This is a genomic window from Mycobacterium sp. MMS18-G62, from assembly GCF_053877835.1.
This window is the reverse complement of sequence record NZ_CM132662.1, coordinates 795,601-810,831: the sequence shown is the minus strand read 5'-3', so window position 1 is coordinate 810,831 and position 15,231 is coordinate 795,601. Positions and strand designations below refer to the sequence as shown.

The window sequence follows — 15,231 nt, the reverse complement described above, 5'->3', positions numbered from 1 at the left end:
CGTCTCAAGTGCTAGAACCGCTACGTGAGCCGCGTCATTCCCGCGGTGTGCCCCCTTCGTCCAGCGCGACCACGCCGCGCTGTGGCGTCAGCGCATGCGTCATCCGGACATCGTGTGGTTCGGCGGGGAGCCGGTCGAGTAGCTCGTCGTCGCGGACCACCGCCACCAGTCGGGCGGCCGGATCGGCCAGCGGCAGCGAGCGATCGTAGAAACCCGCGCCGCGCCCCAACCGAACGCCGTCGCGGTCCACGGCAAGCGCAGGCACGACCACCACAACCGCGGAGGCAATCGCCTCGGCCGCAAGCCAGGGGGCGGCCGGTTCGCGCAGCCCGAATCGCCCTTCGACAAGGTTGCCGGGCCGATACTCTCCCCACTGCAACGGCATCGGGATGCCCGCGGCATCGTGGCGGGCAACCGGCAGCAGCACGCGCACCCCTCGCCGCACCAGGGAATCGATCAACTCGATCGAGCCCGGCTCGGAACCCACGGGCACATAGGCACATACGGTTTGACCGCTGTCGACGACGGCCGACAGGCCTCCGCACAAGGCGTGCGCCTCCGCGTCGTGCACCTGTGGCGCCAGCGCGCGGCGAGCCGCCAGAATGTCGGCGCGAAGCTCGGTCTTGGTGGGGCCGGTCACGGCGTCAACGATGACAGGCAACTCGCGGGCACCGCAAAGCCGACAGAACTTGGCCTTGCGGGGTTTAACCAAGCTAATGCGGTTAATGTGTGAACGATGACACGGCCTGAGGTTCCTATACCGCGCACAGCGGTCGTCCCGGCCGCGGGCTTGGGGACACGATTTCTGCCTGCCACCAAGACGGTGCCCAAGGAATTGCTGCCCGTCGTGGACACGCCGGGCATTGAGCTCGTGGCCGCCGAGGCAGCCGAAGCGGGTGCGGAGCGGCTGATCATCATCACCTCCGAGGGCAAGGACGGCGTTGTCGCGCACTTCGTCGAAGACCTCGTCCTCGAGGGCACGCTGGAAGCGCGCGGCAAACAGTCGATGCTGGAGAAGGTGCGGCGTGCGCCGGCGTTGATAAAGGTCGAGTCGGTCGTTCAGGCCAAGCCGCTGGGCCTCGGTCACGCCGTCGGGTGCGTCGAAGGCAGTCTGTCGCCGGATGAAGACGCCATCGCCGTGCTGCTGCCCGACGATCTCGTGCTGCCCACCGGCGTGCTGGAGATCATGTCGAAAGTGCGCGCCAAACGCGGCGGCACCGTGCTGTGCGCGATCGAGGTCAAGCCCGACGAGATAAGCGCCTACGGCGTTTTCGACGTCGAGACGGTGCCCGACGCAGCGAACCCGAACGTGTTGCGGGTGAAGGGCATGGTCGAGAAACCAAAGGCCGAGGACGCGCCATCGCTGTTTGCGGCGGCGGGCCGTTACGTGCTCGATCGCGCGATTTTCGATGCGCTGCGGCGTGTTCCGCGCGGCGCCGGCGGCGAGATTCAGTTGACCGACGCGGTTGCGCTGCTCATCGAAGAAGGCCATCCGGTACACGTGGTGGTTCATCGCGGATCTCGACACGACCTGGGAAATCCCGGCGGGTACCTCAAGGCTGCGGTTGACTTTGCGTTGGAGCGCGACGACTACGGACCCGAGCTGCGGCGGTGGTTGGTAGAGCGATTGGGCCTGGCCGAACACTAGAACCGCGCGAAGAGGCCCGCGAGCGGGAGAAAGGCGTGTAGTGCGTTCGGTTGAGGAGCAGCAGGCTCGCGTAGCGGCCGCCGCTGTGGCGCCACGACCGGTCCGAGTAGCCATCGCCGAAGCGCAGGGATTGATGTGCGCCGAGGAGGTCGTCACCGAACGCCCGCTGCCCGGTTTCGATCAGGCCGCCATCGATGGGTACGCCGTTCGCAGTGTCGACGTGCTTGGCGTCGGTGCCGCCGATGGCGACGACGAGGGCAACGGCGAAGTCAGCCTGCCCGTGATGGGCTCGATCGAGGCGGGAGCCCGTACACCGAGCCGCTTGCAGCCACGCCAGGCGGCTCGCGTGCAGACGGGCGCGCCGATGCCGACGCTGGCCGACGCCGTGCTGCCGTTGCGCTGGACGGACGGCGGCGAGTCGCGGGTGACCGTGCTGCGCGGCGTGCGGTCGGGAGCGTATGTGCGTCGCACCGGCGACGACGTGCAGCCCGGTGACGTCGCGGTGCGCGCGGGCACCATCATCGGCCCGGCACAGGTCGGCCTGCTCGCCGCGGTGGGACGGGAGCGCGTGCTGGTGCACCCGCGGCCCCGGTTGTCGGTGATGTGCGTCGGCGGTGAGCTCGTCGACATCTCCAGGACACCCGGCAACGGCCAGGTCTACGACGTCAACTCCTACGCCCTGGCCGCGGCGGGCCGCGACGCCGGTGCAGAGGTGAATCGTGTCGGCATCGTCGACACCGAGCCCAAGGAATTGCGGGAAATCGTTGAGGGCCAACTCAATCGCGCCGAGGTGGTGGTGATCGCGGGTGCGGTCGGTGGCGCGGCGGCCGAAGGGGTGCGGTCAGTGCTCTCGCAACTCGGCGAGATGGAGGTCACCCGCATCGCGATGCATCCCGGCTCGGTGCAGGGCTTCGGCCAGCTCGGCCCGGAAGGCGTGCCGGTGTTCTTGTTGCCCGCGAACCCGGTCAGCGCATTGGTGGTCTTCGAGGTCATGGTGCGGCCGCTGATCCGGCTGTCGCTGGGCAAGCGTCAGCCGTTGCGTCGTGTCGTGCAGGCGCGCACCTTGTCGCCGATCGCCTCGGTGGCCGGCCGAAAGGGGTTCCTGCGCGGTCAGTTGATGCGCGACCAGGACACCGGCGAATACCTGGTGCAGGCGCTCGGCGGGGAGCCGGGCGCGTCGTCGCATCTGCTGGCGACGCTGGCAGAAGCAAACTGTCTGGTGGTCGTTCCGAGCGAGGCCGAGCAGATCCGCACTGGCGAGATCGTCGACGTCGCGTTCCTGGCGCAGCGCGGCTGAGCCCGAACCGGCGTGCCGTCATGAACCTGTGGCGATCCAGTTCCACCACGCATCCTGGCTGGCCGATGCCCGTCGGTCCGCTTCGCGTTCCGGCCGGGTTGGTGCGTTTGCGGCCGGTGCGGCTGCGCGACGGCGCGCAGTGGAGCCGGATCAGGCTCGCCGACCGCGCTCACCTGGAACCTTGGGAGCCGGTTACCGAACTCAATTGGGATGTGCGCCATGCTATTTCGTCGTGGCCATCGGTTTGTTCAGGTTTGCGTTCGGAAGCACGAAGGGGCCGAATGCTGCCCTATGTCATCGAGGTCGACGGACAATTTTCCGGTCAGCTGACCGTCGGGAACGTCACCCACGGCGCGCTGCGGTCGGCGTGGATCGGATATTGGGTGGCCAGCACCGCGACGGGCGGCGGCGTGGCGACCGCGGCGCTCGCGCTGGGACTTGACCACTGTTTTGGCCCAGTCACATTGCACCGGGTCGAGGCCACCGTCCGCCCCGAGAACGCTGCGAGCCGCGCGGTGCTGGCAAAGGTCGGGTTCCGCGAAGAAGGCCTGCTGCGTCGCTACCTCGAGGTCGACGGGGCGTGGCGCGATCACCTGCTCGTGGCCATCACCGTCGAGGAGCTCAGCGGCTCCGCAGCGTCGGCGCTAGTGCGCCAGGGCCACGCGAGTTGGGCCTAGCGGGGCCGCAAAGTCACTGCTCGGGTGTTACTAATGTGACATTTGTGACTGTTGGTGCTTGTAAGCTGCGAATTACAGGTGTGTAATTGACTCCGGCGCGCCGTCTCCGGATGCGCTGGTCACGGACCTAGCCTGAAGGGGAAAGGAGCAGGCGACATGCCAAGCATCCCCCAATCCCTCCTGTGGATCTCTCTCGTCGTGCTCTGGCTCTTCGTGCTAGTCCCGATGTTGATCAGCAAGCGTGACGCGGTACGCCGCACCAGCGATGTGGCGTTGGCGACGCGAGTTCTGAATAGCGGCAGGCGCGCAAGGCTTTTGCGGCGGGGAGGTCCGGCGGCGGGCCACCGCAGTGATCCGGACTGGCGCCCCTCCAGCGATGACATGGACGACGAGCTCGACGACGTCGACGATGAACCCGCAGAGCGCCGGTCCGTCGTCAGGGCGGCTGTCGTCGACACCGAGGACGACACCGGCCCCGACTACCTCGACGTCGACGTCGTCGAGGACTCCGGCGCACTGCCGGTCGGAGCGCTGGTCAGCGAGGCCGACGAGCCCGTCGAGGAAACGGTCGAGCCTGAGCCAGAGCCCGTCGGCCAAACGGACGAGCTGCCTTTGGATTTCGACGAGCCTGCCGAAGTCGAAGAGCCGCAGGACGAGTACGACACCGAGGACGACCACGCCGACGACGAGTACGAATATGTGGCCGACTCGTCGGGCCTCGAGGCCCCGTCGGACGCCGAGCTGCAGCTGGCTGACTCGCTGAGCGCTGCGCGCCGGCGCCGTTATGAGTCGAAGACCGCCGCGACCGTCAGTGCCCGCAAGTACAAGTTCCGCAAGCGCTTACTCATGGTCATGGCGGCGCTGCTGGTGGCCTCGGCCGTCGTCGCGTTCACCGTGGCTTCGGCCGCATGGTGGGCATGCGGTTCCCTCGCGGTGATGACGGTGATCTACCTGGGATATCTGCGCCGTCAGACCCGCATCGAGGAGCGGCTGCGCCGGCGCCGAGCCCAACGGATGGCGCGGGCTCGCCTCGGCGTAGAGAACACCGAGGACCGCCAGTACGACGTCGTGCCCTCCCGCCTGCGCAGGCCCGGCTCTGTGGTCCTGGAAATCGACGACGAAGACCCCGCCTTCGAGCACCTCGACTACGCCCCGTTCGCACGTGACTTCGACCTGCCACACGCCGCGGGGCAGTAGCTCGATCGATTTCCGGCGGCGACGCCACGGCTGGTAGCCTGCTACCGGTACCAGGGGCTATGGCGCAGTTGGTAGCGCGACTCGTTCGCATCGAGTAGGTCAGGGGTTCGATTCCCCTTAGCTCCACCACAAGCCAAACCCTCTCTGACCAGCATCAGAGAGGTTTCGTTCGTTAGCGGACTAATCCGGCTCAGGCATTCCGGCCCGCAACCGGCCCGCAGCAGTCTTTGATTTTGGCCCTCGATTGGCCTGTGCAGCAGCGGATTTAATGGCCGCATCCAACTCCACGGCCACCGCATCAAGGTCGGTGTCGAACAGGTCGGCATAGACATCCAGTGTCATGCTGGCCTTCGCGTGGCCGAGCATCCGTTGCACCGCCTTCACATTGGCCCCCGCGCTGATCGCCAGAGAGGCGGCGGTGTGCCGCAGATCGTTCGGCGTGATCGTCGGGAACGACTCGTCGGCCTGTTGGCACGCGGCGACGGCTGGCGCGAACACCCGCGCCCGCCAATTCGAGTTCCGCAGAACGCCGCCGCGCATGTCGGTGAACACCAACGGATCACGCGCCTTGCCGACCATCAACGCGGCCAGTTCGTCGGCCAACACGGCAGGGAACGGCACCGAGCGGCGCTCGTGTGTCTTGCCCGGTGTCCACACCAGCCCGACCTCGGCAGCTTCGGTCACCGAGCGCGACACGTTGACGCGGCGGCGCAGCATGTCGAAATCCTGCACGCGCAGCGCAGCCATCTCACCCCATCGCAGACCGGTGTATGCCAGGAACCGCACCACTGTGCCGTCCCGTTCGACCGCAGCGGCGAGCGCGACCACCTGGCCGTGCGTGAGGTACCCGCGATCCGAGTGCTGCCGCTTGGGCAGCTTCACTCCGTCGCACGGATTGCGCGGGATGCGGCTGTCCTCGACGGCTGCACCAAGCACCTGACGCAGCAGACCGAACGCGTTTTCAATGCCCGGTACGCCCACACCTTCAGAATTCAGTTTGGCGACCCACGCACGCACCGCAGCGGTCTTCACATCAGCCACTGCCACCGCGCCCCACTGCGGCTCAACGCGACTGTGCCATGCGCTTTTTCGCGTCGCAGCAGTCTTGGCGCTGATATGGCCTTGCGAGGCCGACCACGACGTGTAGACCTCGGCCACGGTGAGCACACCGGCTCGTGGCGGCACGTAGGTGCCGGTCGCCACCTTGGCGGTTACCTCGGTGTCGAGCCACTGCTTCGCCGCACCTTTGGTGCCGAACGACTTGGATTGCTCGTAGCCGTCGTCATCGACCCAGCGGACCTGCCAGCGCAGACCGCGCCCATATTTCGAACTGGGCACCTTCTTTTCGTTGCCGTGCTCGTCGCGAATTGTCTTGTGCCATCGGTCCTCTACACCGGCACGGCGGTTGCGGCTGGTCATTTTGATGAAGCTTTCTTCTTGGGAGCATCTTCGGGTGACGGTTCAAACCGTGCGATCTCGTACAGGGCGTCTCTCGCGCTGTGGAGATCGCGCAGCAAGGCGGCGCACGAGATTGGCGGCCTGCTGGACGACATCGCGGACTGGTCAATGGAACTAGACTCCGCCCGGGGCGTCGAGGTGGTTCCGCGCAGTAAAGTCACACCTCAGATGAGGCGTGAACACGCTATGTGGCAGCCCCTCGAAAACGCGGTTGGAACGGTGCTTGCATCCCGCTGCACCGGTGATTGGGCGTGTCGCGTCAGGGGAGACGTACCCGACCGATCGCGCGCCGTCTTCAGTTGCACTCGATGACAGCCTGGGAAAGTCATGCGCCGTTGAGGAATTCGTGAAGCAGTTTCACCGGCTTGCGCGAAACAACGCCCGTGACACCGCTACCGTTGGTCCGTGTCCGCCGCGCGAGCACCCACTGGTGAACGACGTGCTCGCGAAGGCACGCGCACCCATTGCGACTCACTTCCCTGGGCGTCGGCACCGCGGATGAACCGCAACGGTGCCGATACGACTTCGCCGCGCCATGTGTCGGCGCCTCGGCTGATCGTCTCAGAGTCAGGAGAATCTGCCGGACTGCCGCAGCGCGCATCACCCGTCGAGTCAGGGGCCTCAGGCCGGTTTCCGAGAGGCTGCCGTTGAGCAGTCGTCAATCGGCTCGCGACCCGCGGGAACGGTAGCCACTAAGGCCTGGCGGTACGTCGTCAATGATCGCTGGTAGATGCCTGACCGACGACGACGCACCGGTGTGACGGCGGTGTGCGAGTGATCAATGCGCTGAGGCGGGCCGTCCGCTGCGCCTTCGGCAGCACCGCTCGGGCCGACATTTACGCATGACACCCCTGGAATTCTGCTGGATCTACTTGGCCACAACACCTCGGCCGAGGGTGCGATCCGCTCTAAATGATGAGCAGCCGAAGGTGATCGCCGGAAGCTGTGCGGATTGGTTGAAGTCTGTTAGCTCCAACTCTGACCTGGTCGGTATCGAGGAAATCCGATAAATGGATATCTATTTAGGAGCTCTGTTGTTTGAGTCGAAGACGGCTGTCGTGATTTCCAGACCGCGTTGCTATCTGGGCGACCGCCGTGCCGAACGTGGTGATGTGGAAACAGATTGCGGCACAATTAGTTATATATTAATCGGAACGGGAGGCGGATGGGCTCGCGTTATCGGGTCCGGCGCGGGTTGCGACTGCGGGCAGGACGACTTCCACCGCCACGGCGATGAGGTCGGAGAGCTCGGAGCCGGGCGACGTGGCCCAACGGCGGTAAGCGGTGCTTATCGCCCCAAGTAGTGCGCTCGCCCGCACCTCCCAGACCAACTGCTCGTCGGTGCAGTCCTGGCCTTCGCCTTGCCCGGCGGCAGATCGCAGGGCAGCGGCCAGTGTTGGTTGCATTCTGCTTGCCGCCCCGAGAAAGTATCGCCACGCGTTTTGGTCTGCCGCGGTAAGTCGCATCATTTCACGGCTTTCTCCATTCAATTCACGATAAGCGTTCTCGACAGCGCCAATAATTGCATCATGAATTGACGAGATTTGAATTCTCTCCGACAGCTGCTGAAGAAATTCAGCGTTGACCTCTTCCACCGTTGCTGCAAATAGCTCGCTTTTGCCGCCGAAATACCGATACAGTGTGCGCGGGGAGACCCCGGCAATGGCAGCAACCGTCGACATTGTCGTCGCCGCGTAGCCGCGAACACGGAAGGCGTGTACTGCGGCGGCAACGATCTCACGGTGCGTCGCCTCATGCCGTTCGGCCGTCGACACCGCCCGGTAACTGGGGAGAGACGTCGGAGAACGTCGCCGGGACATGTGTCGCAGTGTGTCACAGTCACACTCCGCCACGGGAGCGTCATCTGCCGGCGGTTGATCGACGCAGTCAATGGCATGTTGTGCCAGCAAAGCCAGCCACGCCAATCCATAGGTGCGCTAGGAATCACGAATCAAACGTCGAACAGTTGCTCGCGATGAAATGTGTGGTGTACGGTTCAGCCCAGCCGAGTGTGTCTTGGTTCACAGATATTCCCGGCGGTGCCAGCGGATATGGAGTTGACGGAGGGATTGTTGTCGATGAACGGCTCGACGCGGCATGGGGGACCCGCACGTTGACTTATCTGGGAACTATGCCTAAAGGCGTCTTCATCAAGCCGGTCAGCGCCGTGGGCGGCTTTTTCGCGATGACCCTCGACACGTTCGTCGCGATGTTCACGCCGCCGTTCGCCTGGCGCGAGTTCGTCAACCAGACGTGGTTCGTGGCGCGGGTGTCGCTGGCGCCAGTCTTGCTGCTGTCGATCCCCTTCACCGCCTTCGTTGTGTTCATCCTCAACATCCTGCTGCTCGAGCTCGGCGCCGCGGACGGCGCTGGGGCGACTGCGTCGGTGGCCACCGTGAGCCAGATCGGACCGGTCGTCACCGTGCTGGTCGTCTCGGGCGCGGGTGCCACCGCAATGTGTGCCGATCTCGGCGCGCGCACCATACGCGAGGAGCTCGACGCGATGAGGGTGATGGGCCTCAATCCTGTCCAGTCACTGGTGGTGCCGAGGGTGCTGGCCGCCACGCTCGTCGCGCTCATGCTGAACGCATTGGTGACTCTCGTCGGGTTGGCGGGATCGTTCGTGCTGTCTGTCTATATCCAGCACGTCACTCCGGGGGCGTTCGTCGCCGGCTTGACGGTCCTTGTGGGACTCCCCGACGTCATCCAGGGGATGATCAAGGCGCTGCTCTTCGGCATGGCCGCCAGCCTGATCGCCTGCTACAAGGGCATCACCGTCGGCGGCGGGCCACAGGGTGTCGGCAACGCCGTCAACGAAACCGTCATCTATGCCTTCATGGCGCTGTTCGCAATCAACGTCGTCGCAACGCAAATCGGGCTCAGCGTGGTTGGTGCGATATGAGCCATGACCTTTCGCTCCCGCCATACGGAGACGGCGGCGCCGCACCGAGCACCTTGTTCCCACGGATCACCCGCACAACGCGCAGTTGGGCCGCCGGGTGGAATCGGGTCGGCAGACAGACGCAGTTCTACGCCACAACGATCCGATCCATCGGCGATGTGCTGGCCAACTATCGGATCGAGTTGGTTCGGTTGATCGCTCAAATGAGCTTGGGCACAGGAGCTTTGGTCTTAGTTGGGGGAGCCGTCGTGGTTGTCGCCTTCTTGGTGTTCGCCGCCGGAACTCTCACGGGTCAGCAAGGTTGGGCCACGCTGCACCACGTCGGCGTCGAGGCGCTGTTGGGCTTCCTGGCAGGCTTCATCAATGTCCGCGTTATCGCGCCACTGATCGCAACCGTCGCGTTGACCGCCACCATCGGTGCCGGGGCAACCGCACAGATTGGTGCCATGCGCATCAACGAGGAAATCGACGCACTTGAAGTCATCGGAGTGCGGTCCGTGTCGTACCTGGCGTCCAGCAGGGTTATCGCGGGAGTGTTTGTAGTCGTACCGCTGTACTGCGTGGCCCTAGTGATGGGCTTTTTAGGGCTGCGCTTGATCTCTGGCCTCTACGGTCAGTCGTCCGGTGTCTACAACCACTACATGCACACATTCCTCAATCCGATGGACGCTATCTGGTCTCTTGTACTGGTGATGGTCGCCGGCACTGTCGTGATGCTCATTCACACCTACTACGGCTATACGGCTTCGGGCGGGCCGGCCGGAGTCGGCGAGGCCGTTGGCCGCGCAGTCCGAACGTCGTTGATTGTCACCGTCTTCGTCGTCCTGTTCATGTCGCTGGCCATCTACGGCCGCCACGGAAACTTCCATCTCTCGGGATAGCCGCGTGAATCCCAACCAGAAGAGCCGCCTGCATCCCGCGTGGTGGACCGCCATCCTCGTGGTAATCGTTGTCGGCTTCATCGTGATGTCCTACGCAGTATTCAACCGGTCATTCAATCCCTACGTCCCGGTCACGCTCACATCCGACCGCTCAGGCCTGGTGATGGAATCCGGCGCCAAGGTGAAGATGCGTGGGGTCGACGTCGGGGAGGTCAGCTCCATCGTCGGTGGACAGCAACCTGTGGGTCTAAAGCTGAAGATCGACTCCGACCAGATCCGTTATATCCCAGCCAACGTCGAGGCGAAGATCGAGGCGAGCTCCGCGTTCGGCAGCAAGTACGTCGACTTGATCTACCCGGATAACCCAAGTCCGCAACGCTTGTCGGCTGGCCAAGTGCTGCAGTCTCGCAACGTCACCGTCGAAGTGAACACCGTGCTCGAGAACGTGACCAACCTCTTGCACCACATCGATCCTGCCAAACTGAATGCGGTGCTGAGCACCCTGGCCGAGGGCCTGCGCGGGAAGGGTGAGCGCATCGGTCAGGCGATTTCCGCGGGCAACCGGGTACTGACCGAGTTGAATGCGAGAAGCGACACCATACGCGAGGACTGGCGCGCGCTCGGCGCGTTCAGCGACACCTATAGCGCTGCGGCGCAAGACATTATCGCGACGTTGGACGCCGTCAGCACCACAAGCGGCACCATCACGAGTCACGCCAAGGAACTGGATTCGTTGCTACTCAACGTGACTGGCCTGTCGAACAGCGGTATCGAATTGCTCGGTGCCAACGGGGGCAACCTGAAGGACACCGTCAACACCCTGGAGCCCACGACAGAGCTGCTGTTGAAATACAACCCGGAGTACACATGCTTACTTCAGGGTGCGAAGTGGTTTCTCGACAACGGGGGTTATTACACAACGGGCGGTCACAACGGTTACAGCTTGATCGTTGACGCCGGGCTGCTGTGGGGCAACGACCCATACGTGTATCCAGACAATCTGCCGATCGTGGCGGCCAAAGGCGGGCCCGGCGGAAAGCCAGGCTGCGGGTCTCTGCCGGATCCGACGAAGCAATTCCCGGTGCGGCAGTTGGTGACCAACACCGGATGGGGGACCGGTATGGACATCCGCGACAACATCGGGCTTGGACATCCCTGCTACGCCAACTGGCTCCCGGCCACCCGAGCAGTGCCCGAGCCACCTAGCGTGCGGTGTCAGGGGCCGCCGTCGCCTGGGCTCGTCGTACCACCGCCCGGACCATTCGGGGCGCCAATGAATGCATGGCCGACCACCCCGGCGCCCCCGCAAGCCGAACCGGCTCCCGCGCCGCAGGCTCAACCTGCCGCGCCGGGCCAGTGACCGCCGCCGTGACCACCATGCATCCGAGGAGCCAGCGATGAGAGGCAGCCTGACAGGCACTCTGTGGCGAGTAGCCGTCTTCATGGTGGTCTGCACGTTGGGCATCGTGGCGATCATCGCGATCTACGGGCAGCTGCGCTATCAACCCGAGAAGAGGTACAACGCCGTTTTTTCCAGCATTACTGGACTCAAGGACGGCAACTTCGTGCGCGTCGCCGGGGTGGAGGTGGGCAAGGTCAAGAAAATCACCCTGCGCGAAGACGCGACGGTGAACGTGGAGTTCGCGACGGACAGTTCTGTGGTACTCACCGAGGGCACCCGAGCGGTCATCAAGTACCAGAACGTGGTTGGCGACCGATTCCTTGCTCTCGAGGAGGGAGCCGGGGCGGTCAAGGCCCTGCAACCGGGGCAGACCATACCTCTCGAAAGGACCGAGCCTGCACTGGATTTGGACGCGCTGATCGGGGGATTCCGGCCGCTGCTGCGCGCGCTGAACCCCGACCAGGCCAACGCCCTGACCGGTCAGCTGGTCTCCGTGTTGCAGGGCCAGGGCGCAACCATCGGGGAGTTTCTGACACAAACCGCTTCGCTGACAAGCACATTGGCCGACCGAGATCAACTGATCGGTGACGTGATCAACAACCTTAATGTTCTGTTGGGAACGTTGGGCAACGACAGCCAGCAGCTCGACAAGGCAGTAGATTCGGTTGCCCAACTGGTCAAAGGATTGGCCGAGCGCAAAGAGGACATCAGCAACGGAGTGGCCTACATCGACGCGGCCAGCGGGTCGGTCATGGATCTACTGTCGCGGGCGCGTCCGCCGTTGCAGAACACCGTCCACCAAGTGGATCGGGCCGCGGGAATCGCCGTCGCCGACCACGAGTACCTCGAGCACCTGATCGACGGGCTGCCCGACAAGTACAGGATCCTGAACCGTCAAGGCCTTTATGGCGACTACTTCAGCTTCTACATATGTGACCTCGTTATCAAGCTCAACGGAAAGGGCGGCCAACCCGTGTACGTGAAGCTGGCCAGCCAGGCCACAGGGCGGTGCACGCCGAAGTGAAGAGCTTTTCAGAACGCAATCCATTCACCATCGGCGTAATCGGACTTGCCGTCGTAGGGGCTTTGCTGATCGTGGCCACGCAATACGACAAGCTGCCGTTCCTGGAATCCGGAAGGTCTTACAGCGCGTACTTCGCCGACGCGGGCGCGATGCGGTCGGGCACCAAGGTGCAGGTGTCCGGCTATGAAGTGGGCGATGTCACCGATGTCGAACTCGACGGGTCGAAGGCCAAAGTGACGTTCACGGTGAAAGGCGATGTCCGGCTGGGCGATCGGTCGGAGGCGGCCATCAAGACCGACACCCTGCTGGGCACGAAGATCGTCGAGGTGATCCCCCGAGGCGAAGGGCAGCTGTCGGGAACGATTCCGCTGGAGCGCACCAGATCGCCCTACCAGTTGCCCGATGCGCTCGGCGATCTGACGTCGACGGTCAAGAGCCTCGACACCGACCAGTTGTCACAGTCGCTGGCCACATTGTCGGAGACCTTCAAGAACACCCCACCCGATTTGAGGGTCGCTGTCGAGGGCTTGACGCGGTTCTCGCAAACCTTGAACAAACGCGATGAGCAGCTTCGCTCACTGCTCGCCAACGCCAACAAGGCAACCACGGTGCTCGCCAAGCGCACCGACCAGGTGGTCGGTCTGGTCCGTGACACCAACTCTCTTCTGGCGCAACTGCTTACCGAAAGCAGCGCCCTGGATGCACTGGCGGGTCATCTATCCGGGGTGAGTAAGCAGCTCTCCGGACTGGTGGCCGACAATCGCCAACAGCTGCGTCCGGCGTTGGACAAGCTCAACGGTGTTCTCACCATCGTCGACGACCGCAAGGCCAAGGTGCAAGAGTCCATCAAGCTGCTCAACACCTATGCGCTATCGCTGGGCGAGTCGGTTTCATCAGGCCCGTTCTTCAACGCCTACCTACCCAATCTTCTGCCAGGCCAGTACATTCAGCCGTTTATCGATGCCGCGTTCTCCGACTTGGGGGTCGATCCCAATACGAAATTGCCGTCTGAACTGACCGATCCGCAGACTGGCCAGCCGGGGACGCCCGCCCTGCCGGTGCCGTATCCGCGTACCGGACAGGGTGGAGATCCACGTATGACCCTCCCCGACGCGATCACCGGCAAACCGGGGGACCAGCCGTGTGGTCCGCCAGGGCTGCCGCTGCCCGGCCCCGGCTGCTATCCGTACCGAGAACCGATCCCTGCACCCCCGCCGGGCGGACCCCCGCCGGGGCCGCCGGCGCCGGCGCCGCCCGGACTGGAAATGACGACCGAGCCGACGCCGCGTCCGATGCCTGCTCCGGCGGCGAACGAGCCGCCGCAGCCCGGCAGCGCGACCGGTGAGGGAGGTATGCCGTGAGGATCTCGCGCAATCGCCGACTTGCCGTCGCCTTCGTATTGCTGGGCTGCCTTGCCGCCGCCGTCGTCGTCGTGGTGCGGCCGTCGACCGGAGCGGGCAAGACCGAAATGACCGCGTACTTCGACAACAGCAACGGCATCTTCGAAGGCGACGACGTACTCATCGCGGGTGTGCCGGTTGGCTCGATCGACACGATCGAACCCCAGCCGCAGCGGGCCAAAATCACCTTCCACGTCGACAACAAGTACAAGGTGCCCGCCGACGCCAACGCCATCATCATCGCGCCGTCACTGATCACCGCCCGCGCGATCCAGCTCACCCCCGCCTATAGCGCCGGCCCGGTGCTGCAAAGCGGTGCCGTCATCCCACAGCAGCGCACCGCAGTACCGGTCGAATTCGACGATCTGCGCCAACAACTGGAAAAACTCACCCAGACCCTGCAGCCGACCCAACCCGGCGGGGTGAGCACCCTTGGCGCATTCGTCGACACCGCCGCGGACAACCTTCGCGGCCAAGGCGCCAATATCCGCCAGATGCTGATCCAGCTGTCCCAGGCGCTGTCCGCGCTTGGGGATCACAGCAACGATCTCTTCGGCACGTTCAAGAATCTGTCAGTCCTCGTCAAGGCCCTGCACACCAGCTCCGACCTGCTGCAACAGCTCAACGTGAACCTTGCTTCGACCAGCGGTCTGCTATCCAACGATTCCAACGAGGTTGGCAACGCGGTCAAAGACCTCAATGCGGCGCTCGGCGACGTGCAGAGCTTCGTCGCCGACAACAAAGAAGCCCTCGGCACCACGTTCGACAAGCTGTCCTCGATCTCTCAGGCACTGGTCGACAGCCTCGACGACGTCAAACAAGCGCTGCATGTCGCTCCCACTGCGTTCCAGAATTTCACGAACGTTTACGAAGCTGCTGGGTCGGCGATGACGGGTGCCCTTTCCGCCAACAACTTCGCTAACCCGCTGCAGTTCATATGCAGCGCCGTCCAGGCAGCCTCGCGCCTCGGAGCCGAACAGTCGTCGAAACTGTGTGTGCAATACCTCGCGCCGATCTTCAAGAACCGCCAGTACAACTTCTTCCCCATCGGCGGAAACCCCGTCTCCGGTGCGCAAGCGCGGCCGAACGAGGTGACCTTCAGCGAGGATTGGCTGCGGCCCCTTACCGAGCCCGGCCGGGTGCGCGACTTCTACGAAGGGCCGCTGCCCACCAACCAGCCGCCCCCTGCTACCGCTCCGGAGGCAGCGCCACCATTGGCCGCCGAAGCGCCGCTGCCAACCGGATCTACACCCACCGACCCCGCTGCAGGGCTGACCGGCATCATGGTGCCTCCCGGAGGTGGATCGTGAACCGAACACATCGGATCCGGCAACAACTCGGGGCG

The 15,231-nt window shown here is 64.3% G+C and carries 13 protein-coding genes and 1 tRNA gene; 11 read left to right on the top strand and 3 right to left on the bottom strand.

Going from position 1 to position 15,231, the window contains the following annotated elements:
• Nucleotides 1-34: 34 nt before the first annotated feature.
• Nucleotides 35-640: a 5-formyltetrahydrofolate cyclo-ligase gene (locus ACWW36_RS03950; protein ID WP_456140301.1), complete on the bottom strand. Its 606-nt coding sequence runs from the start codon at nt 638-640 to the stop codon at nt 35-37.
• Nucleotides 641-736: 96 nt separating this feature from the next.
• Between ACWW36_RS03950 and ACWW36_RS03945 the strand changes: the two genes are divergently transcribed.
• The 5 genes from ACWW36_RS03945 (at nt 737) to ACWW36_RS03925 (ending at nt 4,948) form a co-directional block, all read left to right on the top strand.
• Entirely contained in the window at nt 737-1,648 is a 912-nt protein-coding gene (locus tag ACWW36_RS03945; RefSeq protein WP_456140300.1) for a UTP--glucose-1-phosphate uridylyltransferase, read from the top strand.
• A 40-nt stretch (nt 1,649-1,688) separates the two neighbouring features.
• Entirely contained in the window at nt 1,689-2,945 is a 1,257-nt protein-coding gene (gene glp, locus ACWW36_RS03940; protein WP_456140299.1) for a molybdotransferase-like divisome protein Glp, read from the top strand.
• A gap of 20 nt (nt 2,946-2,965) precedes the next feature.
• Nucleotides 2,966-3,622: a GNAT family N-acetyltransferase gene (locus tag ACWW36_RS03935; protein WP_456140298.1), complete on the top strand. Its 657-nt coding sequence runs from the start codon at nt 2,966-2,968 to the stop codon at nt 3,620-3,622.
• 156 nt (nt 3,623-3,778) lie between these two features.
• Nucleotides 3,779-4,819 carry a divisome protein SepX/GlpR gene (gene sepX / locus ACWW36_RS03930; RefSeq protein ID WP_456140297.1) on the top strand — a complete coding sequence of 347 codons (1,041 nt, stop codon included), beginning with the start codon at nt 3,779-3,781 and terminating at the stop codon, nt 4,817-4,819.
• Nucleotides 4,820-4,872: 53 nt separating this feature from the next.
• Nucleotides 4,873-4,948 (top strand) — tRNA-Ala (locus ACWW36_RS03925).
• Nucleotides 4,949-4,999: 51 nt separating this feature from the next.
• Here ACWW36_RS03925 and ACWW36_RS03920 read toward each other — a convergent pair.
• Entirely contained in the window at nt 5,000-6,238 is a 1,239-nt protein-coding gene (locus ACWW36_RS03920) for a tyrosine-type recombinase/integrase (protein WP_456140296.1), read from the bottom strand.
• Between the two features lie 1,184 nt (nt 6,239-7,422).
• Nucleotides 7,423-8,097 carry a TetR/AcrR family transcriptional regulator gene (locus ACWW36_RS03915; protein ID WP_456140295.1) on the bottom strand — a complete coding sequence of 225 codons (675 nt, stop codon included), beginning with the start codon at nt 8,095-8,097 and terminating at the stop codon, nt 7,423-7,425.
• Between the two features lie 311 nt (nt 8,098-8,408).
• Here ACWW36_RS03915 and ACWW36_RS03910 point away from each other — a divergent pair, with 311 nt between their 5' ends.
• Genes ACWW36_RS03910 through ACWW36_RS03885 form a run of 6 tightly spaced genes read left to right on the top strand, consistent with a single transcriptional unit; the run spans nt 8,409 to nt 15,196 of the window.
• Nucleotides 8,409-9,179, top strand: a complete 771-nt coding sequence (locus tag ACWW36_RS03910; RefSeq protein ID WP_456140294.1) for an MlaE family ABC transporter permease — start codon at nt 8,409-8,411, stop codon at nt 9,177-9,179.
• Nucleotides 9,176-10,060, top strand: a complete 885-nt coding sequence (locus tag ACWW36_RS03905; protein WP_456140293.1) for an ABC transporter permease — start codon at nt 9,176-9,178, stop codon at nt 10,058-10,060. Before ACWW36_RS03910 ends, ACWW36_RS03905 begins: the two co-directional genes overlap by 4 nt.
• Nucleotides 10,061-10,064: 4 nt before the next feature.
• Nucleotides 10,065-11,420: an MCE family protein gene (locus ACWW36_RS03900; RefSeq protein WP_456140292.1), complete on the top strand. Its 1,356-nt coding sequence runs from the start codon at nt 10,065-10,067 to the stop codon at nt 11,418-11,420.
• Nucleotides 11,421-11,457: 37 nt separating this feature from the next.
• Entirely contained in the window at nt 11,458-12,486 is a 1,029-nt protein-coding gene (locus tag ACWW36_RS03895) for an MCE family protein (protein WP_456140291.1), read from the top strand.
• A complete protein-coding gene (locus tag ACWW36_RS03890; RefSeq protein ID WP_456140290.1) occupies nt 12,483-13,847 on the top strand; it encodes a virulence factor Mce family protein in 1,365 nt (454 codons plus the stop codon). The genes ACWW36_RS03895 and ACWW36_RS03890 overlap by 4 nt, the downstream gene beginning before the upstream one ends.
• A complete protein-coding gene (locus tag ACWW36_RS03885; protein WP_456140289.1) occupies nt 13,844-15,196 on the top strand; it encodes an MCE family protein in 1,353 nt (450 codons plus the stop codon). The genes ACWW36_RS03890 and ACWW36_RS03885 overlap by 4 nt, the downstream gene beginning before the upstream one ends.
• The last annotated feature ends 35 nt before the right edge of the window (nt 15,197-15,231 follow it).

Excerpts from the sequence above, each read along its gene's own strand:
- ACWW36_RS03945 (WP_456140300.1), top strand. The coding sequence starts at position 737 with ATGACACGGCCTGAGGTTCCTATACCGCGCACAGCGGTCGTCCCGGCC.
- ACWW36_RS03935 (WP_456140298.1), top strand. The coding sequence starts at position 2,966 with ATGAACCTGTGGCGATCCAGTTCCACCACGCATCCTGGCTGGCCGATG.
- sepX (WP_456140297.1), top strand. The coding sequence starts at position 3,779 with ATGCCAAGCATCCCCCAATCCCTCCTGTGGATCTCTCTCGTCGTGCTC.
- ACWW36_RS03920 (WP_456140296.1), bottom strand. The coding sequence starts at position 6,238 with ATGACCAGCCGCAACCGCCGTGCCGGTGTAGAGGACCGATGGCACAAG.
- ACWW36_RS03915 (WP_456140295.1), bottom strand. The coding sequence starts at position 8,097 with ATGTCCCGGCGACGTTCTCCGACGTCTCTCCCCAGTTACCGGGCGGTG.
- ACWW36_RS03910 (WP_456140294.1), top strand. The coding sequence starts at position 8,409 with ATGCCTAAAGGCGTCTTCATCAAGCCGGTCAGCGCCGTGGGCGGCTTT.
- ACWW36_RS03905 (WP_456140293.1), top strand. The coding sequence starts at position 9,176 with ATGAGCCATGACCTTTCGCTCCCGCCATACGGAGACGGCGGCGCCGCA.
- ACWW36_RS03895 (WP_456140291.1), top strand. The coding sequence starts at position 11,458 with ATGAGAGGCAGCCTGACAGGCACTCTGTGGCGAGTAGCCGTCTTCATG.